Annotated in this window: 19 protein-coding genes; 12 read left to right on the top strand and 7 right to left on the bottom strand. The window is 67.2% G+C overall.

The genetic code is table 11. The annotated features are described in order from the left end of the window. Positions 1-586: calcium-binding protein (locus ACM9HJ_RS29320; RefSeq protein WP_416575349.1), on the bottom strand; the 586-nt coding region annotated here is incomplete at its 3' end. 271 nt (positions 587-857) lie between these two features. Between ACM9HJ_RS29320 and htpG the strand changes: the two genes are divergently transcribed. Beyond that, the gene (htpG, locus tag ACM9HJ_RS29315) at positions 858-2,738 is read left to right on the top strand and encodes a molecular chaperone HtpG (protein WP_416575348.1); all 1,881 of its coding nucleotides are present in this window, start codon (positions 858-860) and stop codon (positions 2,736-2,738) included. Between the two features lie 70 nt (positions 2,739-2,808). Here htpG and ACM9HJ_RS29310 read toward each other — a convergent pair whose 3' ends face one another. After that, positions 2,809-3,369: a DUF2087 domain-containing protein gene (locus ACM9HJ_RS29310; protein WP_416575347.1), complete on the bottom strand. Its 561-nt coding sequence runs from the start codon at positions 3,367-3,369 to the stop codon at positions 2,809-2,811. 321 nt (positions 3,370-3,690) lie between these two features. After that, a complete protein-coding gene (gene phoU / locus ACM9HJ_RS29305; protein WP_416575346.1) occupies positions 3,691-4,422 on the bottom strand; it encodes a phosphate signaling complex protein PhoU in 732 nt (243 codons plus the stop codon). Positions 4,423-4,541: 119 nt separating this feature from the next. Here phoU and ACM9HJ_RS29300 point away from each other — a divergent pair, with 119 nt between their 5' ends. Then, entirely contained in the window at positions 4,542-5,846 is a 1,305-nt protein-coding gene (locus tag ACM9HJ_RS29300; protein WP_416575345.1) for a pentapeptide repeat-containing protein, read from the top strand. Between the two features lie 116 nt (positions 5,847-5,962). On the opposite strand, the gene ACM9HJ_RS29295 is transcribed toward ACM9HJ_RS29300, so the two are convergent. Continuing rightward, positions 5,963-6,517, bottom strand: coding sequence for an AAA family ATPase (locus tag ACM9HJ_RS29295; RefSeq protein ID WP_416575344.1), 555 nt, complete (start codon positions 6,515-6,517; stop codon positions 5,963-5,965). 97 nt (positions 6,518-6,614) lie between these two features. Between ACM9HJ_RS29295 and ACM9HJ_RS29290 the strand changes: the two genes are divergently transcribed. The 6 genes from ACM9HJ_RS29290 to ACM9HJ_RS29265 all read left to right on the top strand — a co-directional run bounded on the left by ACM9HJ_RS29290 (position 6,615) and on the right by ACM9HJ_RS29265 (position 13,898). Next, positions 6,615-7,508, top strand: coding sequence for an ABC transporter substrate-binding protein (locus ACM9HJ_RS29290; RefSeq protein ID WP_416575343.1), 894 nt, complete (start codon positions 6,615-6,617; stop codon positions 7,506-7,508). Between the two features lie 2 nt (positions 7,509-7,510). Next, positions 7,511-8,497: a FecCD family ABC transporter permease gene (locus ACM9HJ_RS29285; RefSeq protein WP_416575342.1), complete on the top strand. Its 987-nt coding sequence runs from the start codon at positions 7,511-7,513 to the stop codon at positions 8,495-8,497. Between the two features lie 73 nt (positions 8,498-8,570). After that, positions 8,571-9,449 carry an N-carbamoylputrescine amidase gene (gene aguB, locus ACM9HJ_RS29280; protein WP_416575341.1) on the top strand — a complete coding sequence of 293 codons (879 nt, stop codon included), beginning with the start codon at positions 8,571-8,573 and terminating at the stop codon, positions 9,447-9,449. A gap of 148 nt (positions 9,450-9,597) precedes the next feature. Continuing rightward, positions 9,598-12,456: an SLBB domain-containing protein gene (locus tag ACM9HJ_RS29275; RefSeq protein ID WP_416575340.1), complete on the top strand. Its 2,859-nt coding sequence runs from the start codon at positions 9,598-9,600 to the stop codon at positions 12,454-12,456. Positions 12,457-12,461: 5 nt separating this feature from the next. Next, positions 12,462-13,229, top strand: coding sequence for a glycosyltransferase (locus tag ACM9HJ_RS29270; RefSeq protein ID WP_416575339.1), 768 nt, complete (start codon positions 12,462-12,464; stop codon positions 13,227-13,229). Between the two features lie 192 nt (positions 13,230-13,421). Next, a complete protein-coding gene (locus tag ACM9HJ_RS29265) occupies positions 13,422-13,898 on the top strand; it encodes a helix-turn-helix domain-containing protein (RefSeq protein ID WP_416575338.1) in 477 nt (158 codons plus the stop codon). Here ACM9HJ_RS29265 and ACM9HJ_RS29260 read toward each other — a convergent pair. From ACM9HJ_RS29260 to ACM9HJ_RS29250, 3 genes are read right to left on the bottom strand one after another with little or no spacing between them, the layout of a single operon-like run. Then, complete coding sequence (locus tag ACM9HJ_RS29260) at positions 13,805-14,782, bottom strand: glycosyltransferase family 2 protein (protein ID WP_416575337.1); 978 nt, start codon at positions 14,780-14,782, stop codon at positions 13,805-13,807. The two genes, ACM9HJ_RS29265 and ACM9HJ_RS29260, sit on opposite strands and share 94 nt — an antisense overlap. After that, complete coding sequence (locus ACM9HJ_RS29255; protein WP_416575336.1) at positions 14,782-15,717, bottom strand: hypothetical protein; 936 nt, start codon at positions 15,715-15,717, stop codon at positions 14,782-14,784. The genes ACM9HJ_RS29260 and ACM9HJ_RS29255 overlap by 1 nt, the downstream gene beginning before the upstream one ends. A 45-nt stretch (positions 15,718-15,762) precedes the next feature. Further along, entirely contained in the window at positions 15,763-16,971 is a 1,209-nt protein-coding gene (locus ACM9HJ_RS29250; RefSeq protein WP_416575335.1) for a hypothetical protein, read from the bottom strand. Positions 16,972-17,064: 93 nt separating this feature from the next. Here ACM9HJ_RS29250 and ACM9HJ_RS29245 point away from each other — a divergent pair, with 93 nt between their 5' ends. The 4 genes from ACM9HJ_RS29245 to ACM9HJ_RS29230 all read left to right on the top strand — a co-directional run bounded on the left by ACM9HJ_RS29245 (position 17,065) and on the right by ACM9HJ_RS29230 (position 21,650). Next, entirely contained in the window at positions 17,065-18,201 is a 1,137-nt protein-coding gene (locus ACM9HJ_RS29245; protein ID WP_416575334.1) for a succinylglutamate desuccinylase/aspartoacylase family protein, read from the top strand. Positions 18,202-18,319: 118 nt separating this feature from the next. Continuing rightward, positions 18,320-19,537: a tryptophan synthase subunit beta gene (gene trpB, locus ACM9HJ_RS29240; RefSeq protein ID WP_416575333.1), complete on the top strand. Its 1,218-nt coding sequence runs from the start codon at positions 18,320-18,322 to the stop codon at positions 19,535-19,537. An 81-nt stretch (positions 19,538-19,618) separates the two neighbouring features. Beyond that, complete coding sequence (locus ACM9HJ_RS29235) at positions 19,619-21,094, top strand: DNA recombination protein RmuC (protein WP_416575332.1); 1,476 nt, start codon at positions 19,619-19,621, stop codon at positions 21,092-21,094. A 112-nt stretch (positions 21,095-21,206) separates the two neighbouring features. Further along, positions 21,207-21,650, top strand: a complete 444-nt coding sequence (locus tag ACM9HJ_RS29230; protein ID WP_416575331.1) for a MarR family winged helix-turn-helix transcriptional regulator — start codon at positions 21,207-21,209, stop codon at positions 21,648-21,650. Position 21,651 lies beyond the last annotated feature (1 nt).

Here is a 21,651-nt window from a genome sequence, read left to right as displayed (position 1 = left end):
TGACCGTGTCCACACCCTCTCCGCCATTCATGACATCGGCACCGTCGCCCCCGCGCAGCAGATCATCTCCTGCGCCGCCCATCAGCGTGTCATCGCCGGCCCCGCCGATCAGCGTGTCATTACCCGCGTCACCCTGCAGAGCGTCATTCCCGGTTCCACCTTCGGTGGTATCGTTGCCGGCACCACCGATGAGCCGGTCATCGCCCGTATCACCAAACAGGTAGTCGTGACCAGCTCCACCGTCCAGGATGTTGTTACCAATAAACCCGCGTAGATCATCATTATAGATGGTGCCGACCAGTCCCAGTATATTGAGGAAGATCGCGTCACCTCCTCCGCCTGTGTTCTGCTGATTTCCATAGCCGTGCCGGCTGAGATTGACCTTTACAGCGGACGATGCCCAAGAATAATTGACGATATCGACACCACCACCACCCTCGTAGGTGTCCCAACCGCCATATCCGTAGAAGATGTCGTTGCCCGTTGTACCATAGAAATGCTCGGCGTAGGACGAACCGCGCAACTCGGTATTGCCGCGACCGCCCCTGATCTCGACTTTACCGTCCGGTCCGATCTTTCCAGCCACCGCAGCCTCCGTGAGGTTTTCCAACCATAAGGAGATATATCGAGCCAAGATAATGACCGAAAAATGTCAAAATCCGAACCGATTCCTAAAAATTTTATTTAATATACATATAATCTCCTTTTGGTTGCTATACAAGGCCCGCCCCGCGGGCGCAGCTCCAACGGGCACCGGCTCCATGCCCTGCTTGCGCTTCCCCTCACCTTGCCCCATATCCAGCAGCGGCTTTAACGCCACCCTCATTGGATGTAGATCGCAGAACAAGGTGAGAGCGATGAGCGAGGAAAAGCTCAGTTTCCAGGCCGAGGTCAGCCGCCTGCTGGATATCGTGGCGCACAGCCTCTATTCGGAGAAGGAGGTTTTCCTTCGCGAACTGATCTCCAACGCGTCGGACGCCTGCGACCGGCTGCGCTATGCCGCGTTGACCGACGGTTCGCTTCTGGGCGATGATCCGGACTTCAAGCTGCGTCTGGTTGCCGACAAGGAATCCCGGACCCTGATCCTGTCCGATAACGGTATCGGCATGAACCGTCAGGATCTGGTCGACAATCTGGGCACCATCGCCCGCTCGGGCACGTCCGCTTTCGTCAAGAACCTGTCCGGCGACGCCAAGAAGGATGTCAGCCTGATCGGTCAGTTCGGCGTCGGCTTCTATTCCGCCTTCATGGTGGCGGAGAAGGTCGAAGTGTTCAGCCGCAAGGCCGGCGAGGCCCAGGGCTGGCGCTGGACCAGCGACGGCCAGGGCACCTTCACGGTGACCGAGGATGATACAGCCCCCGCCCGTGGCACCCGCATCGTCATGCATATCCGCGAGGCCGAGCAGGAGTTCCTGGAGGAACAGCGCCTACGCCATGTCATCAAGACCTATTCCGACCATATCGCCGTGCCCATCCTGCTGGGCGCCGATGCCACCGACAGCGTGAACGCCGCCAACGCCCTGTGGACGCGCTCCAAGTCGGAAATCACCGAAGAGCAGTACAAGGAATTCTATCACCATGTCGGCCACAGCTTCGACGAGCCTTGGCTGACCCTGCATTGGCGGGCGGAAGGCGTCATCGAGTATACCGGTCTGCTGTTCGTGCCGCAGCAGCGGCCCTTCGACCTGTTCGATCCGCGCCGCGCCCATCATGTGAAGCTCTATGTCCGCCGTGTGTTCATCACGGACGAGGCGGAAGGGTTGGTGCCGGCCTATCTGCGCTTCCTGAAGGGTGTGGTGGACAGCGAGGATCTGCCGCTGAATGTCAGCCGCGAGATGCTGCAGAACAACCCGGTTCTGGCCAAGCTGAAGGCCGGCATCGTCAAGCGCGTCCTGGGCGATCTGAACAAGAAGGCGGCCGATCCCGAGCAGGCAGCCGACTATGCCCGTTTCTGGGACGCGTTCGGCGCTGTGCTGAAGGAAGGGCTTTATGAGGATTTCAGCCATCGCGACGATCTGCTGAAGCTGCTGCGCTTCCGCACGACGGAGAGCAAGGGGGAACTGGTCAGCCTGTCGACATATATCGGCCGCATGAAGGAAGGCCAGGACGCCATCTATTACATCACGGGCGACGAGAAATCGGCCCTGGATCGCAGTCCGCAGGTCGAGGGCTTCCGCGCCAAGGGCGTGGAGGTCATCCTGCTGACCGATCCGGTGGACGAGTTCTGGGTGGGCTCCATCCGCGAGACGGATGGCAAGCCGCTCAAGTCCGTCACCCGCGGCGGTGCCGACCTGTCCAAAATCAAGGGCGGGGAGAAGCCGGAGGATGCGGCGAAGGACAAGGCGTCGGATGGCGACCTGTCCTCCCTGACCGCGTTGCTGAAGCTGACGCTGGGCGAGGAGGTCAAGGATGTCCGCCGGTCGGAGCGCCTGACCGACAGCGCCGTCTGTCTGGTGGCGGACGAGGGCGACATGGATATCCATCTCCAGCGCCTGCTGAAGCAGCATGGCCAGCTGGGGGCCGATGGTGCATCCAAGCGCGTGCTGGAGATCAACCCCACCCACCCGCTGATCCGTCGTCTGGCGGAAAAGGCAGGTCTGGACGGGGCGGCGACGTCGCTGGAGGATGCGGCCTGGCTGCTGCTGGACCAGGCCCGCATCCTGGAGGGCGAGACCTTGCCCGACCCGTTGTCCTTCGCCCGCCGTATGGCGGCGTTTGTGGAGAAGGGGTTGGGTTGAGGGGTTGGGTTCACCCTCTCCCTCCCACCCGCGCCAGCCAATGGGAGGGAGAGGGTGAACCCGTGAGGCGTTACGCCGCCACCATCAACCGTGGCGCCAGATACCGCAGCAGGGCCAGCGCATCCGGCGGCGGCTGACGCTCGATGCGGCGATAATCGCGGCAATCGGGCGTACGGCTGACCAGCCCCTGTTCGACCATTTCCCGGCGCAGCAGCGCGAAGTCGCGGAAGCTGTGCATCACGTCCAGCCGGCGGCTGATCCCCTGTTCGGTCATGCTTTCGCGGGCCGGCAGGCGCGACCACAGCACCCAGAGGCAGGTGGCCTGTTCGTTGAACTTGTTGGGCCAGCGGATCAGGCGCCCCGCCTCATCGAAATGACGCAACAGGCGGCGCACCCGGCCCAGATCCACCTCCGGCACGGGTGCCGGGGCAGGGGGCGGGTTCTCCAGCCGGTCGAGCGCCGTGGCCTGGGCGCGGTAATGCTGGAAATTGCGGAAGCCGGCGCCGCGCGCCAGCATGTTCAGCAGGCTGACATGGCCGGCCGGCCCCTCATGGGTCTCCAGCTGGGATTTCAGCGATTTGGCCAGGGCGCTGATATCGGCGACCTGGAAGGACAAATGTTCTCTCGACATGGGTCAACATCCCGCATGGGCACTGCCTTGATCCGTTCGGAACCGTCGGTGGTCGCCAACTTGCCGACGCGGCACACCCTTGGGGGGAATGACGGTCGAATTCAGGATACATGGCAGGTTTAGCGGCCCTTTGCGGGGCTGGCGACGCCTGGGTTTTCTGCCGACCTGTGCAGATGCATAGCACAAAGCAGCACAGCCGGCCAGAGGCCGGCTGTGGGTTCAATACCAACCTGCAAGGTTGGTTGGCGCATTGAGCGCCCGCGGGCCCATGCCCGCGTGAGCCAAGCCGCCGGATGGCGGCGCCCGGCGCCTGAGGGCTTCTTATGCCGGCATCACCGTCATGCTGGCCGTGTCGTCGCCCTTGGCGCGTTCGGCGTCCAGCGGGTGGCCATGGACGCGGAAGCACAGGGTCTCCGCGATGTTGGTGGCGTGGTCGCCGATGCGTTCCAGGTTCTTGGCGGCGAACAGCAGATGGGTGCAGGCGGTGATACGGGCCGGGCTTTCCATCATGTAGGTCAGCAATTCGCGGAACAGGGCGGAATAGGCATGGTCCACCTCCTCGTCCCGCCGGCGCACGGCCAATGCCGCTTCGGCATCGTCATTGTCATAGGCCTTCATGACATCGGACAGCATGTCGGCCACGGCGCGCCCGATGGGCAGCATGGACCGGGCCAGCGCCACCTCGGGCTGGGATTGCAGGGTCAGGGAGCGCTTGGCGACGTTCGCCGCGAAATCCCCGATTCGCTCCAGATTGTTGGCGATACGCAGGCCGGCGATGACCACGCGCAGGTCGTTGGCCTTGGGATGGCGCAGCGCCAGCAGGCGCACGGTCTGCGCCTCCACCTTGTGCTCAAGTTCGTCCAGGCGGGCATCGCGGGTCATCACCCGCCCGGCCAGATCCCCGTCGCGGCCGGCGATGGCGGCCACCGCATCGATGATCTGTTCCCCGGCCAGCCGGCCCATCTCCCGCACCAGATCGTGCAGCAGGTCCAACTGCTCGTCGAAGGCGGTCACGATGTGCCGGGTGGGCACGACGCTGGCTTTTTCGTCCACGGGAACTGGCTCCGGCGGTGGGAATGGATATGATTGTCAAGAAACCATCTAACACAAATGCCCCGGCCTGTGGCAGTTTCAAGAAAAGTTCATCTTGTCCGCAATGGTCACCCCCCGCCATGACACCGCACGAGTTGCTCGCCGTTATCGACAAGCATGAACGCTGGCTGAAGCGGCTGACGGGCGGTGCCCGCGCCATGCTGGCCCTGGCCGACCTGCAGGGGCACAATTTCTCAGGCGCCAACCTGCAGAATTCCAAGCTGTCGGGCGCCAACCTGTCGGATTGCGACTTCACCGGTGCCAACCTGACGGCGACCGATCTGTTCGCCGCCCGGCTGACCCGCGCCATCCTGGTCAATGCCAACCTGACCAATGCCGACCTGCGCGGCGCCCATCTGCGCGGCGCCCGCCTGAAATGTGCCATCCTGCGCGGGGCGGACCTGCGCGGCGGGGCGCTGCTGGACCGGCGGTCGCCCAGCAATGTGAAGATGGAGCCGTCGGACCTGCGGGGGGCCGACATGGATGACGCCACCCTGTCCAACGCCAACCTGGCCGGTGCCGACCTGTCGGAATGTTCGCTGGTCGGGGCCGATTGTTCGGGTGCACAGCTGGCCGGGGCCAACATGGCCCGTTCGGTGATGAAGAGTGCCAATTTCGCCGGCTGCGACATGCGCGGCGTCAACCTGAACAGCTCCAACCTGATGGGGGCCAAGCTGCGTGACGCCAATCTGGCGGGCGCGGTGCTGGCCGGCGCCAATCTGCGCAATGCCGATCTGCAAGGCGCCAACCTGGAAGGGGTGGACCTGTCGAATGTCGACATGCTGGGTGCCAATTTCAGCCGTTCGGCCGAAACCTTCTCCGCCTCCATCCAGCGCATCCTGTCCCAGCATCAGGCCTGGATCACCAGCAATGGCGACAAGGGCGAACGCGCGGACCTGGAGGGTCAGGACCTGTCGCATATCGACCTGAACGGCGCCAACCTGGGCGGGGCCAACCTGAAGGGCGTGAATTTCTCCGGTGCCAAGCTGCGCGATTGCCTGTTTGTCATGGCCGACCTGTCGGGTGCAGGCCTGAATTTCGCTGACCTGACGGGGGCGACGCTGGACGGTGCCAACCTGCGCGGCAGCAACCTGACGGGCGCCAAGCTGGACAATGCAAAGATCGGGTCGGTGGAAATCAAGGGGCCGAACGGGCGCGGCACGGGTCGCAAATGGCCGGCCAACCTGTCCAACACCATCATGGTCCAGGCCAGCCTGACCCGCGCCTCCATGCGCGGGGTCAACCTGTCCGGTGCCGATCTGCGCGGTGCCGACCTGTCGGGCGCCAACCTGCTGGAAGCCAATATCCGCGGCGCCAACCTGACCGATGCCATCACCACCGGGGCCAACCTGCCGGCCCCGGATGAGGATGATGATTTCAATTAATATTATTTTGTTCCCTCAATCGCCGGGCGCCCACATCCGTGGGCTTGGCTTCCGCCGCACGTGTGGCACGGCGGCAGTCGCCGCCGGAGCCTGTTCGCGGTGCCCGCAAACAGGCTCTATCCCCATACCCGGTCCCTGACCAGGGCGGCCAGCCGGTCCGGCGGCGCCTTGCCATCGGCCACCAGCAGCCGGCCCGGCGCCACATAGCGCCGGCACAGGCCTTCCAGCACCGTCTGGAAATGCAGCTGCATCCAGGGATTGGTGGAACGCACGCCATCGGCGGCGATGGGCCGTTCGCCCCAGGGCAGCAGCACGACCAGGCTGTAATCGGCCATGGCGCAGACCGCACGGGCCAGCAGCGCCTCCGTCCCCGCCGGGTCATCCAGGCCGAAACCGTTCGCCAGCCAGAAGGCGGCCATGTCCAGGGGCGTGCGGTCGGTGATCAGGCCGCCGCCGCGCGCCAGATCCAGCGCCAGATCGTCGGCGTCGCCGACGATCATCCGCCGGTGCCCGTCGCGGGGCATCGCGTGCGGATCGAAACCGGCGGCCAGCCGGTCGCGCATCGCCTCCCGCCGGACGGGCAGGTCCAGAATCCGGGACAGATCGGCGGCAAGGCTGGTCTTGCCTGTGCCGGCGCTGCCCGTGATGCCGATATGTGGCCGTCGTTGCATGATCGACGCCTCCCCCAAACCTTGCCCGTTGCGTCGCGACCGCATTATAAGATCGCGCCCGCCGGTTTCTCGGCGGCACGGGTCCAAGGATAGCATCGTGCCAACCAAGCCCGCCGCCAATCCCCCCGAAAGGCGGGGGTCCACCAGCACTTTCGTCATCGGTCTGCTCTGTGTCTTCAGCATGGCGGTACCGGCCCGGATTGCGGCGAAAGCGGGGCCGGCGCGCGTGGTGTCGCTGAACCTGTGCACCGACCAGCTGGCCCTGGCCCTGCTGCCGCGTGAACGGATTGTGGCCTTGTCCTTCCTGGCGGCCGATCCCGGCCTGTCGGCCCTGTCCGACCGGGTGGGCGATATCCCCCTGGTCCAGGGCATGGCGGAAGAGGTGCTGCCGCTGGTGCCCGACCTGGTGCTGGCCGGCACTTTCACCACGCGCCCCACCATCGCCCTGCTGCGCGCCCGAGGCGTGACGGTGCTGGAGGTGGGGCTGGTCAGCGATTTCGACGGTATCCGTGCCCAGATCAGGCAGGTGGCCGCGGCCCTGGACGTGGCGGCGCGTGGGGAGGAACTGATCGCCGGCATGGATGCGACGCTGGCGGCGGCGGCCCCGACCGGCCCGGCCCGGCCAGCGCGTGTGCTGTCGCTGGCGCCCGGCGCCTTCACGGCCGGGTCCGGCACGCTGTCGGACGCGGTGATGCGGGCGGCGGGGCTGGTGAACTATGCTGCCGACAAGGGGTTGCAGGGCTATGGCTATCTGCCGGTGGAAACGGTGGCCGCCGATCCGCCCGACCTTCTGGTGGCCAATGCCGATGAGCAGGGGTACCCATCCCTGAACGGTCAGATGCTGGCCCATCCCGCTTTGGACCGCGCCGTGCCGGCGCAGGATCGTCCGGCGGTCCCGGGCCGGCTTTGGACCTGCGGCGGGCCGTTCACCGCCGATGCCGCCACGATGCTTGCCGCCGCGCGTGACCGGCTGCTGTCACGGAAGGATTGACGATGATGCGCGCTGCGCTGGTCCTGCTGACCCTGGCCGTGATCCTGTTCTTTGTCGCATCCCTTGCCATGGGTCCGACGCCCGTGTCGCTGCTGCTGGCCATCCGTGACTGGTGGTCGGGTGGCGACGGCATGGCCGCCGTGATCTTCGCCGATATCCGCCTGCCGCGTGCCCTGCTGGGTCTGGGCATCGGTGGGGTGCTGGGCCTGTCGGGGGCGGCGCTGCAGGGGCTGCTGCGCAACCCGCTGGCCGAACCGGGCGTCATCGGCGTGTCGGCCAGTGCCGGGCTGGGCGCTGTCATCGCCTTCTATTCCGGTGCCAGCCTGGTGCTGCCATTGGCCCTGCCGCTGGGCGGCATGGCGGGGGCGCTGATCGCCGTCACCCTGCTCTATCTGCTGGCGGGGCGGCAGGCGTCGGTGCTGACCCTGATCCTGGCCGGCGTGGCGATCAGCAGCCTTGCCGGCGCCCTGACCTCGCTGGCCCTGTCGCTGTCGCCCAATCCGTTCGCCCTGACGGAGATCGTGTTCTGGATGCTGGGTTCGCTGGCCGACCGGTCGATGAACCATGTGGCCGTCGCCGCCCCCTTCATGGGGCTGGGGGCCGTCCTGCTGCTGTCGTCGGGCCGGGGGCTTGATGCCCTGTCGCTGGGGGAGGGGACGGCCCAGTCCATGGGGTTCAGCCCGCGCCGGACCGGCATCCTGGTCATCCTGGGCACGGCCCTGGCGGTGGGGGCGGCCGTGTCGGTGGCCGGTGCCATCGGCTTCATCGGTCTGATCGTGCCACATCTGCTGCGCCCGCTGGCCGGTGCCCAGCCGTCCCGCCTGCTGCCCTTGTCGGCGCTGGGCGGGGCGGCCTTGCTGCTGGCGGCCGACACGGGATTGCGTCTGGGCGGGCCGGGGCCGGAACTGAAGCTGGGTGTGGTCACGGCCCTGCTGGGTGCGCCCTTCTTCCTGGCGCTGGTACTGAAGACGCGGACAAGGATGATGTGACCCCGGAATTTCACTCCCTTTCGCGCCATCCCCTTGGCTATGCTGCCCGCATGACCTGAACCGGGGGAAGCAGATGCGCAAGGTGACCGTCGCCGCCACGCAGTTCGCGTGCAGCTGGGACCGTGGGGCCAATATCGCCAAGGCCGAGGAACTGGTCCGCAAGGCCCATGGACAGGGCGCGCAGATCATCCTGATCCAGGAACTGTTCGAAGCCCCCTATTTCTGCCAGGACCAGAAGCCGGAATATTTCGAGCTGGCGGCCCCGGTGGAGAACAACAAGCTGATCCAGCATTTCCAGGCCCTGGCCAAGGAATTGTCGGTCGTCCTGCCATTGTCCTTCTTCGAGAAGGCCAACAACGCGCATTACAATTCCCTGGTCACCATCGATGCCGACGGGGAAATCCTGGGCCTTTACCGCAAGAGCCATATTCCCGACGGGCCGGGCTATCAGGAAAAGTTCTATTTCAATCCCGGCGACACGGGCTTCCAGACCTATCAGACCCGTTATGCCCGTATCGGCACGGCCATATGCTGGGACCAGTGGTTCCCCGAGGCTGCGCGCGTGATGGCGTTGCAGGGGGCGGAGCTGCTGTTCTATCCCACCGCCATCGGGTCGGAACCGCAGGATGACACGCTCGACAGCCGTGACCATTGGCAGCGCGTGATGCAGGGCCATAGCGGTGCCAACCTGATGCCGGTCATCGCCAGCAACCGCATCGGCAAGGAAACGTTCCAGACGGGCAGCATCACCTTCTACGGCTCCAGCTTCATCACCGATCCCAAGGGCGCCAAGCTGGCGGAGGCCGACCGGGCCTCCGAAGCCGTGCTGGTGCAGGAATTCGACCTGGACGCCATCGCCCGCATCCGCGCCGGATGGGGCGTGTTCCGCGACCGTCGCCCGGCGCTTTACGCCCCCATCCTGTCGCTGGATGGCAGCCTGCGCCACGGCTGAGCCGGCATCGGTATTTTCAAGGGCTGAATATATGTGTAAACCATGAGTCCTACAGCTTTTAGGACTCATGGTTTCTTCACGCCCTATAATCCTGCTGCTTTGCGCATTGCTTTTCCCCCTTCAGGTGGCTGCCGCTCCGAAGGAAGGGGTGGGGCGTGTCGAGGCGTTGTTCAGTGATCGCGCCGGACAGGAACTGCGACTGTTCGGGCACGACCTGTTCGCCGGGACCGTGCCGGACGACGGCCCGTCGCTGGGCAGCGTCGGCGATGATTACCGGCTGGGCGTGGGGGATGAACTGTCGCTGCTGCTGCGCGGGCAGGTGACGCGCAGCAGCCGGCATCGCATCGGCGCCGATGGATTGCTGCTGGTCGATGATCTGCGCCCCATCGCGGCGGCCGGCCGGCCGCTGGGGGCGGTGCGGGCGGAACTGGAGGCGGCGGTGGCTGCCACCCATGTGCAGACCCAGGCCTTCCTGTCGCTTTTGTCCATGCGGCGTATCGGTGTGCTGGTGCTGGGCCAGGTGGCGCGGCCCGGCCGGTTGTCGCTGCCGGCCTTCGCCACGCCGCTGGATGCGCTCTCCCAGGCCGGCGGCGTGCTGCCCGACGGCAGTCTGCGGGCCATCCGGCTGGTGCTGCCGGGGGCCGATCCCGTCACGGTCGATCTCTATGATCTGCTGACCAGCGGGCAGGGGGCGGCGGCGGATCTGCTGACCGACGGTGCGCGTCTGATCGTGCCCCCCTTGGGTCCCACCGTGGCCGTGGCCGGGCCGGTGAAGCGGCCCGGTATCTATGAATTGCCACCCCATGCCGCCGCTGGCGTGGGACCAGACGATACGGCCGACCTGCTGGTCCTGGCCGGTGGGGCGCTGCGGCCGGGGCGCGACCGTTCCACCCTGCTGCGCCTGTCGCCGGAAGGGGTGGAACGGCCGGAGCCAGTCAGTGCCAGGGACCCGGTCCCCTTGCGCGATGGCGACCTGTTGCTGCACGCGCCGGAAGGTGGGGCGCGGCTGGGCAGTGTCGGCCTGTCGGGTGCCGTGGCGGAGCCGGGCGAACGGCCGCTGGCGGAGGGCATGCGGCTGGCCGATCTGGTGGACCTGTCGATGCTGCCGCCCGATGCCTATCACCCGCTGGCCCTGCTGCTGCGCCGCACACCGGCCGGCGGGGCGCCGCAGATGCGGGGCCTGGATCTGTCCGACCTGCTGGCCGGGCGGGAGGGGGAGTTGGCACGTGACGGCGACCGGCTGACCGTGCTGTCGGCGGATGATGTGGCCTTCCTGCGCGGCCGGTCGGTGCTGGCGCTGCTGTCCGGACAGCCGGCGGACCCTTTGGCGCTGGAGGAATGTGCCGGGCTGGCCTCGCTGGTCGCTGCCCTGTCGGCCGACCCGGAGGGGGCGTTGGCCGCTGGCCCCCTGGCCCGCGCCGCCGCGGGTGTGGAGGGGCCGCCGCTGCCGTGCCCGCCTCTGTTCCGGCGCGATGGCGACCTGCTGCCCTTCCTGCTGCGCCAGTCGGCGTTTCTGCGGCGCGGCGTGCTGCGCCCTGGCCCTTATCCGCTGGCGGGACCCATGCCGCTGGCCGCACTGGCCCCGCTGGCCGGGGGTGCCTATGCCGGCAAGGCGCTGGCCGCACCGGGGCAGGTGGCCGATCCCGAAGGGGATGGCGTGCTGCTGTCCGGCCCCGTGCGCCAGCCCGGGCTGCGGCCTGTCGAGGGCGATGGGGTGAGCCTGCGCACCCTCCTGTCCGGGGCGGGGGCGCCGCTGCCCGATGCCTATGGGCTGGCGGCCCTGCTGGAACGGGCCGATGCCGCCGGGTCCGGGCGGCGGCCCAGCCTGTTCGCCCCGGCGGAGGTTGTGGAGGGACGGTATGACCTGCGCCTGCGCGATGGCGACCGGGTCACCCTGTTCCTGCGCGACGAGGTGATGCCGCCGCCATCCGCCGATGCGGTGGTTGCCACATCGCCCGATCCGCTGGACCCCGCCATCCGCGCCTTGCTGTCGGAACGGGCGGTGGCCCTGCGTGGCGGGGTGGTGCGGCCGGGGGAATATCCGGTGGCGGGGGCTATCCCCTTGCCGCTGCTGTTGCGCGCCGCCGGCGGGCTAAAGCCGGAAGCCGATCCGGGCCGTCTGGAACTGCTGCCGCCGCCGCGCGGCCCGCGGGGGGAAGGGGAGGATGATGCGCGTGGCGTGACCCCGCGCACGCTTTCCGGCGGGGTGGCGGCGGTGGAGCCGATCCCGCCCGGTGCGGCCCTGCGCGTCGGCCTGCGCCAGCGCCCGCAGGAACGGCGCGGCGTGCTGCTGGCGGGCGAGGTGGCGGAACCCGGCACCTATGACCTGGCGCCGGGGGAGACGCTGTCCATGCTGCTGCAACGTGCCGGCGGCCTGACGGAGGAGGCGTACCCGGCCGGTGCCATCTTCACCCGCGAGAGCGCCAGGCTGGCGGAGGAGGAGGGGCTGCGCCGCAACGCGCGCGAACTGGACCGGCAACTGGCCCAGATGCTGGGTGGCAAGAATCCGCCCGATCCGGCGCGTGTGGAACTGGTGCGCCAGTTGGCCGCCGATCTGCGCGGCACCACCGCGCTCGGCCGCATCACGGTGGAGGCCAACCCCGCCCTGCTGGGCGAACGGCCGGAACTGGATATCCCGTTGCAGCCTGGCGACCGCATCCATGTGCCCAGGCGCCCCCTGACGGTCACCGTGTCGGGGGAGGTGCTGTCGCCGGCCTCCCTGCTGTTCGACCCGGACAAGGTGCCCGACGATTACCTGCGCGAGGCCGGGGGCCTGACCCGCTTCGCCGATGATGGCCGCATCTTCGTGATCCAGCCCAACGGGGCGGCCCAGCCGCTGGAAAGCGGCTGGCTGGTGCATGATGTGGCATCCCTGGTGCCGGGCGCCATGATCGTGGTGCCGCGCGACGCCGAACCGTTCGAATGGCTGCCCCTGACCCAGAGCATCACCACCATCCTGAGCCAGATCGCCTTCAGCGCCGCCGCCATCGCGGCCATCGAGGATTGAGGAGCGTGGGCGCCCCGGCCCTGTCCGTCATCACCGTGGTCCGTGATGATCCCGAGGGCCTGGCCGCCACGCGCGACAGTCTGGCGGCCCAGTCCTGGCGGGATTTCGAATGGCTGGTGGCCGATGGCGGCTCCGCCCCCGCCACCCTGGCCGTGCTGGCGGAAGCGGCCCCGGACTGGCTGGACAGCCGGCCCGATGGCGGGCCGTTCGCCGGCATGGACAGGGCACTGGCCGTGGCGCGGGGGACGCATGTCCTGTTCCTGAATGCGGGTGATTGCCTGGCCGATGGCGATGTCCTGGCCCGGATCGCGCTGCTGCTGGCGGGCCGGCCGGACCTGCTCTATGGCGACAGCCTGGAGGATCCGGGCGACGGGCGGATGCGGCGCAAACCGGCGCGGCATTGCCGCTGGGCCTTCTACGGCATGCCGGCCCATCATTGCGCCATGTTCTATCGCCGCGCCCTGCTGTATGGCTTGCGGCTGGACACGGGCTGGCGCATCGCCGGGGATTACGCCTTCACCCTTGCCGTCCTGCGCCGCGCCGGTTACGTCATACGCACGGATCACCTTGTCGCGCGCTTTGCCCCCGGCGGGTTGTCGCGTCGCCAGGCGGCATTGGGGCGACGGGAGCAATTCCGCATCCGGCGCTATTTGCTGCGGATGCCACTATTGCTGGCGGCCTGTATATTCCTGCTACAAATTGTCGCAGCCTCTCTCCGGCACTCTGCTCCAAATGGGTATGCCTTCTGGAGATTTCGGGGTGATTGCAGGTGACCGTTAACAAACCCCCATTTGTTAACATTGCATTTACATAGCAAAATCAATGGTTAAGCGTTTCCACAACGAATACGTGACTTAACCAATCGTCACGGAAGAGGTCACAACCCTTTGCAACCATCCGTATTGGAGAGCCGCAACTGTAGCTCTATATGTACAGGCAACATCCGGTGCGAAGGAGTTTTCGCCATGCTTGAAAAGAGAAACCCGTCCAAGGCCGGGCTTGCCCAGGCCTATTCCCTGTCCAAGCGGGGGGAAGGGCCGAACCCGATCGATATCCATGTCGGCCAGCGCCTGCGCCTGCGCCGCACCCTGCTGGGCCTGAGCCAGGAGACCCTGGGCGAGGCGGTGGGCATCACCTTCCAGCAGCTGCAGAAATACGAGCGCGGGGCGAACCGCATCAGCGCCAGCCGCCTGTTCAACCTGTCCCAGGTGCTGGGCGTGCCGGTGACCTTCTTCTTCGACGACCTGCCGTCACCGGAATCGACGCTGGTTCCAGACGACCAGCCCAGCGAAACCCAGGAATTCGAAAGCATGGCCCGGCGCGAGACGCTGGAGTTGGTGCGCGCCTATTACCGGATTCCGGAGGAATCGGTGCGCCGCCGCACGTTCGAACTGGTGAAGACGCTGGCCGGCGACCCGGACGACAGCGCCAAGGCCGGCTGATCGGCCGCGTCTGACACCAGTGCGCCGGATATGTCCGACTGGCTGGTCGTCCCCGTGACGGCCAGCCAGTCGCGTTTCAGGTCGATGGACCAGTAATAGAAGGCCCGCGACATCGCATGGTGCAGCCCGGCCTTGCCGTCCAGGAAGCCCAGGTGCCAGAGATAGGCGTGCAGGAAGGCCAGCAGCGGCCGGCCCGGCAATGCCGCCAGCAGCCTTTTCGCCAGCCGCCGCACCCCCCGCTCCCCGGCTAGCAGGGCCGCCGCCCCGCCGCCATGGGCCAGGGCCGCCTCCCAATCCGAATAACGGTTGTGCCGGTCGAACCAGTCGGCCGGCGGTTTGGCATCGGCATGGATCATGACCGAGGACAGCCTGCCCACCGGCCCGTCGATGATGGGCTGGTAATGGCCTTCCACCTCCCACATGCGGGCGACATGCAGGTCGGGACAGACGGGAAACCGCGCATGGCGGCGGTTCAGCAGGGCGATTTTGCGATAGGGCGTGCCGTGGCGCAGCACGCGGCCCAGCCATTGCGGCCGGCTGTCGATGAAATAGGCGGCGGCTTGCGGGCCGGTCCGCATCAGGGCCGCCAGCTCCACAACCAATTCGGGAGTAACCCTTTCGTCGGCATCGACGAACAGCACCCAGTCCTGGCGGATGGCGGGATGGGAAAGGCTCCATTGTTTCTTTTTTGGATACCGCCCGTTCCAGTGGAAGGACAGCACCTCGGCCCCGCGGGTGGCGGCGATGGCGGATGTGCCATCCTCGCTATGGCTGTCCACGACCAGCACCTGGGCGAAGCGGGCAAGGGGGATCAGGCAATTGGCGATGTTCGCCGCCTCGTTGCGGGTCATGATGATGACGCTGATGGGGATCGCCGGTTCCATCACAGCCCCCGGCGATAGCTGTGGCGGGCCGCCAGCACGAACAGGCCCAGGCCCAGCCCGGCCAGCGTGCCGGCCGGGATCAGCGGCACGGGGTTGGGCCAGTCGGCCAGCGACGGGGCGGCGGGTGCCTCCAGCAGGTCGGCGGCATAGGGCAGGCCCACCTCCAGCATCATCAGTGTCTCCTCCTGCTCCGCCACCATGCCGGTGAGTTGGCGTGACCGGTCCAGGTTGGACATGCCGGCCAGCCGGCCATTGACATGGGCCATCTCCGCCTTCAGGCGCCGCCCCGCCTCGTCGCGCAGGTGGGTTTCCGTGGCGGCATGCAGGCGGGTCAGCAGCAGCAGGGCGAATTCCCGCTTCTCATGGCGATAGACCAGCCGGCGCAGCGGCCCCTCGTTCACCGCCTCCACCGCCAGGTCCTTCTTCAGCAGGCGCGACAGGTCCACGGCGTCGGGCGCGGCCCAGGCCTCATACCCGGCCAGCAGACGCAGGCCACGGCGCAGCACCGCACCCGGCCCGACGGGCGGGCGCCAGCGCCCCGCCTCCTTGTCCCAGGCATCCTCGAACAGGCCGTGCATCACATCGGCATCATTGGCCAGCCGCGTCGCGACGGGAACGGAGGTCAGCAGCGCCAGATAGCGGGCGAAGTCGGACACCACCTCATCCGCCGATCCCTGTTCGGCGATGCCGCGCCCGGCGGCGGGCGACAGGGCCGGGGCGCGGGGGCCCATGGCGGCCGGCCCGCTGCGTCCCGGCGGCCCCACCACCATGCTGACCGTATAGCGTGGCGTGACCAGGTGCAGCGCCAGCAGCGTCAGGGCCAGCCCGGCAAGCCCGCACAGGGCCAGCCGGCGCCATTGCGCGCCCAGCGCGCGCAGCAATTCGCCCATCCCGCCGACGGGCATCTCCAGCCTGTGGGCGAAACTGTCGGGCATGGGCGCCTTCACTAATATTCACCGAAAAGGAGAATGACTCGGAGTTTATCTCCCGTAAAGGCAGGAATGGACCCGGCCTGTCACCAGGGATAGGAGAAGGGAGAAGCAGAGATACTTGAAGCTTGTATGCAGGAACCCACCCAGCAGCAGCGACGGGGCCACCGCCAGCAGCAGCATGGGCATGGAACGCGCCGCCCGTGCCACCGTTCCCGCCAGCAATCCCGCCAGCCCCAGCATCAGGGCCAGCCCCACGGCCCCCAGCTTCAGCAGGAAATAGCTGGCGGCGCTGTGTGTGTAGGAGACGCGCCACCAGCCCACGGCCGGGTTGGCCACCAGCGCCCCCCAGCCATCGCCGAACAGGAAGGCGTAAGGATCGCGCCCCACCTGTTCCAGCACGGCCAGCAATTCGCCCACCCGGTTGTTCAGGCCCACGCTTTCGGTCTTGTCGGCCAGCAGTTCCGCCACGCCGGCGACCCGGGCCCCCACGGCCACCAGGGCGGCGGATGCCAGCAGGAAGCCGATGATGAACAGGGCCGGCCGCCGCCACAGAAAGCGCCCCATGCCGATGCAAAGTGCTGTCAGTGACAGGATCAGGCCGGCCCGGTGCAGCGTGGCGGCCAGGGCCAGCAGGCAGCACAGGCTGCCCGCCCCCGCCGCCAGGGCCAGCAGCCAGCGTGCCCTTGTCGGTGCCGACAGCCACCAGTGCGTGGCGCGCAGGCCCAGCCAGACGGCCGCGAACGGTACCAGCGCGCTGTTCAGCAGGTAATGACGCCCCTCGCCCAGCGACACCGCCCCCACCGCCGACAGGGCCAGCCCCGCCTCCAGCCACCAGCGCAGGGTGAACAGCAATCCGGCCAGCGCCGCGGCATCGGCCAGCAGGTCGGCCTTCCCCTCCGGCAATCGGCCCAGCACGGGGGCCAGCAGCAGCGGCAGGGACAGGAACAGCATGGGCACGATGTCGCGCATCATGTCGGTCAGGCCCCAGCCGTTCCAAAGGCCCCGCACCAGCCCCTGCCACAGCAGCAGGACCAGGATGACCGATCCTGCCGCCAGCGGGGCAGGGGCCCGTGCCACATCCAATCCGGACAGAAACCGCCACGGGCCGGTCACGCCCGCCATGACGGCGATGCCGGCAAAGACCAGCAGTTCCTGTGGCCGTATCCCCGGCGGTGCGGGGGCGGATGCGGCGCCATAGGCCAGGATGGACAGGGCAAAGGCCCATAGCCGCCAATCCGTGCGCCAATCCACCCGCATACTGCGATCCTGCCACCGGTTACGCAATCTTGTCATTGTGCCACGTGGATGTCGCTGGACAAGGGGCTGGTACCGGGGTCAAGAATTCCCGCCATGACGCACCAGACCGACACCATCACCCTGCCCCATGGCCGCCCGGGTACGACCCGGCGGCTGACCATCCACCGTTTCGGCACTCAAGGTGCCCGGCCCAAGGCCTATATCCAGGCCGGATTGCACGCGGGCGAACTGCCGGGGCTGGTCGTGGCCCGCCATCTGCTGGAACGGCTGACGGCCCTGGATGCGGAAGGCCGGATCAAGGGCGAAGTGGTCCTGGTGCCCATGGCCAACCCTATCGGGCTGGACCAGGTGCTGCTGGGCGGACATGTCGGGCGCTTCGATCTGGCCACCGGCGTCAATTTCAACCGCGCCTTCGCCGATCTGGCCGACGCGGTGTCCGTAAGGCTGCGCCCCGGCGACCTGGGGCCTGACGCCAGTGCCAATGGCCGCTTCATCCAGGCGGCCTTGGCAAATGCCGCCCAGGCCCTGCAGCCGCGAACGGAAGCCGACGCGCTGCGCAAGCTGCTGCTGTCCCACGCTGTCGATGCCGATATCGTGCTGGACCTGCATTGCGACAGCGAGGCGGTGATGCATCTCTACACCACGCCGGCCTGCTGGCCGCTGGGCGTGGCCGACCTGGCCTCCCGGCTGGAAGCCAAGGCCGTGTTCCTGGCCGATGTCTCCGGTGGGGAGCCGTTCGACGAGGTCTGTTCCACCCCCTGGGATACGCTGCGCGCGCGCCATGGCGGGCCGGAGACGCCGGTGCCCGTCGGCTGTTCCGCCGTCACCGTGGAACTGCGCGGGGAGGGGGATGTCGATGACACGCTGGCCGCCGCCGATGCCGCCGCCCTGATCGACCATCTGGCCTGGCGCGGCATCATCGATATGCCGGCACCTTTGGTGCCCGACACGTCCGATCTGGCCACGCCCCTGGCCGGGGTGGACCGGGTGCGCGCCCCCGTGGCGGGCGTGGCGCTCTATCATGTGGCGCTGGGTGACATGGTGACGGCGGGCCGGCATGTGGCCACGGTCCTGGACCCGTTCACCGGCGACCGCCATGCCTGCCACGCCGTATCCGACGGCATCATCTGGTCTCGCACCCAGAACCGCTATGCCGGGCCTGGCGACATCCTGCTCTGTGTGGCCGGCCGCGAAGTGCTGGTCACCAGCGGTCCCCTCCTCACTGCGTAATTTTATTGCCTGCGAAATCGCGCTTGCGCCATGACGTGACACATGGCGTCACGGGCTTGGAAAACCGGGCGGGGAGGTCTAGTTTCGGCCACTCTGTCGCGTCTTCCAGGCCAAACCGATGAACCAGTCCCTGAATACCTATCGCAGCGGTCCCGACGAGCACGGGCATTTCGGCATTTTCGGGGGCCGTTTCGTGGCCGAAACCCTGATGCCGCTGATCCTGGATCTGGAAAAGGCGTATGAGGAGGCCAAGGCCGACCCCGCCTTCCATGCCGAACTGGCGGGGTATCTGAAGCAGTTCGTTGGCCGCCCCAGCGTGCTCTATCATGCCGAACGCCTGACCGCGCATTTCGGCGGCGCCAAGATCTATCTGAAGCGCGAAGAGCTGAACCATACCGGCGCGCACAAGATCAACAATTGCATGGGCCAGATCCTGCTGGCCAAGCGCATGGGCAAGAAACGCATCATCGCGGAAACCGGGGCCGGCCAGCATGGCGTGGCCACGGCCACCGTCTGCGCCCTGATGGGCATGCCCTGCACCATCTATATGGGGGCCACCGATATCGCCCGCCAGGCGCCCAACGTCTTCCGCATGAAGCTGCTGGGGGCGGAGGTCAAGCCGGTGACCAGCGGTGCCGCCACCCTGAAGGACGCGATGAACGACGCGTTGCGCGACTGGGTGACGAATGTGCAGGACACGTTCTACATCATCGGCACCGTCGCCGGCCCGCACCCTTACCCGGCCATGGTCCGCGACTTCCAGAACATCATCGGCGAGGAAACCCGCGCCCAGATGATGGAGATGGAAGGCCGCCTGCCCGACCTGCTGGTCGCCTGCATCGGCGGCGGGTCCAATGCCATGGGCCTGTTCCATCCGTTCCTGGACGAACCGTCGGTGCGCATGGTGGCGGTGGAAGCCGGCGGCCATGGGTTGGATGTCGATAACGGCCATGCCGCCAGTCTGGCGGGCGGGCGCCCCGGCGTCCTGCATGGCAACCGCACCTATCTTCTCCAGGATGATGACGGCCAGATCCTGGAAGGCCATTCCATCTCCGCCGGCCTGGATTATCCCGGCATCGGCCCGGAACATGCCTGGCTGCACGAGGTCGGGCGCGTCGAATATGTCAGCGCCACCGACAAGGAGGCGCTGGACGCCTTCCAGTTGCTGGCCCGGATCGAGGGCATCCTGCCGGCGCTGGAGCCCAGCCACGCCCTGGCCGTCGTCGCCAAGCTGGCCCCGACCCTGCCCAAGGAAACGCTGCTGGTCGTCAACCTGTCGGGTCGTGGCGACAAGGACATCTTCACCATCGGCAAGGAACTGGGCGTGGCCTTGTAAGGAATCGCATGTTCCTGACTTGTTCCGTTTTGGCGTGGGGTGCTATCCTTCACCCTTGACCCGAAACGGAGTGATTCCGCCTTGCCCATCGACCTGCTCTCCCTTCTGGCCGGTGCGGCTGCCGCCGCCTTGATCACCTGGCTGTGGCTGCGCCAGGGGACGGCCGGCCTGCATGCCGAACGCGCCGGGCTGCTGGCGGAGCGGGAGCGCGACCGGGTCCATATCGGAGAGCTTCGCGGGGAGCTGGCGCAACGCGACGGGCTGTTGACCGACTTGCGCCAGCAGCTTCATAGCGAATCGGGCCGCCGCGCCGCCGCCGACACCCATGCCGCCCGCATTCCGGCGCTGGAGGAGGCGCTGGCCGTCAAACGCGAAGAGCAGGCGGAATTGCAGGCGGCCCTGGCGGAGGCGCGGACGGCGCTGGACCATGAGCGTCAGGCCAATACCGAGAAGCTGGCCCTGCTGGATCAGGCGCAGACCCGGCTGGCCGATGCGTTCAAGGCCCTGTCGGCCGATGCGCTGTCGGCCAACAACCGCAACTTCCTGGCCCTGGCCCAGGCGCAGTTCGAAAAGTTCGGGGAGACGGCGAAGGGCGACCTGGAAAAGCGCGGGGCCGCCATCGACGCCCTGGTCACCCCCATCCGTGAGCATCTGGCCAAGTTCGGGGAGGCTGTTGCCGGCATCGAACAGGCCCGCGTCGGCGCCTATGTCGAACTGAAGACCCAGGTAGCGCACCTGATGGACAGCCAGACGCAGCTGCGTGCCGAAACGGGCAATCTGGTCAAGGCGCTGCGCAGCCCGTCCACCCGTGGCCGCTGGGGGGAAATCCAGCTGAAAAGGGTGGTGGAAATGGCCGGCATGCTGGACCATTGCGACTTCCATGAGCAGGCCAGCGTCAACGCCGCCGATGGCAACCGCCTGCGCCCCGACCTGATCGTGCGGCTGCCGGGCGGCAAGAGCATCGTGGTCGATGCCAAGGCCCCGCTGGAAGCCTTCCTGGATGCGGCCCACGCCCCGGACGAGGAGACGCAGAAGACGCAGTTGCTTCGCCATGCCCGCCATATCCGCGACCATATGAAGGCGCTGGGGGAAAAGCGCTACTGGGCGCAGTTCGATCCCGCACCCGAATTCGTCGTGCTGTTCCTGCCCGGTGAGAATTTCTTCTCCGCCGCGTTGGAGCAGGACCCGGCCCTGATCGAAGCCGGCATCGACCAGTCGGTGATCCCCGCCACACCCACCACGCTGATCGCGCTGCTGCGCGCCGTGTCCTATGGCTGGCGGCAGGAGGCCCTGGCCCGCAACGCCCAGCAGATCAGCCTGCTGGGCCGCGAGCTGCATGAACGCCTGTCGACCATGGCCGACCATATGGCCAAGGTCGGCAAGGGGCTGGGCGGGGCCGTCAACAGCTACAACGCGGCCGTGGCCTCGCTGGAAAGCCGGGTGATGGTCACCGCCCGGCGCTTCAAGGAACTGAAGGCCACGTCGGGCGGTGATCTGCCGGAGCTGACGCAGCTGGACCAGGTGCCGCGCATGCTGTCGGCGCCGGAAGAGAATTGATCGGGAGGCCCGATATCTGGATGGCGGGCATGCATCAAAAACGCCTGCGATCATATCGTACACGATGTAATGTGATGAGTGTCACTTCACCTTGATCCGCACAGGTGCCGCCATGAAAGCCACCGCTCCCCTGAAACTGGGGGATTTCATTTGCTTCTCGCTCTATTCGGCCAGCCACGCCTTCACCCGCGTGTACAAGCCGCTGCTGGACCGCATCGGCCTGACCTATCCCCAATATCTGGTGATGGTGCTGCTGTGGGAGCAGGACGGGCAGAGCGTGGGGCAGATCGGCGAACAGCTGTTCCTGGAAAGCAGCACCCTGACCCCGCTGCTGAAGCGGCTGGAGGCGGCGGGCCATGTGAAGCGGGAACGCAACCCGGCCGATGAACGCCAGGTGCTGATCCGCCTGACCGACAGCGGCCGTGGCCTTAAGGCGCAGACGGCGGATTTCTTCGACCATCTGGCCCAGGCGATCGGGATGAGCGGGGAGGATATCATGGCCCTGCGCGACAATATCCAGTCGCTGCGCACGAACCTGAACCGGTTCGCGGAGTAAC

Origin of the sequence: Niveispirillum sp. KHB5.9, assembly GCF_048066115.1 — a bacterium.
Lineage (GTDB): Bacteria > Pseudomonadota > Alphaproteobacteria > Azospirillales > Azospirillaceae > Niveispirillum.
The sequence above is the reverse complement of the archived record's forward strand: the minus strand, read 5'-3'. Positions and strand labels throughout refer to the sequence as shown.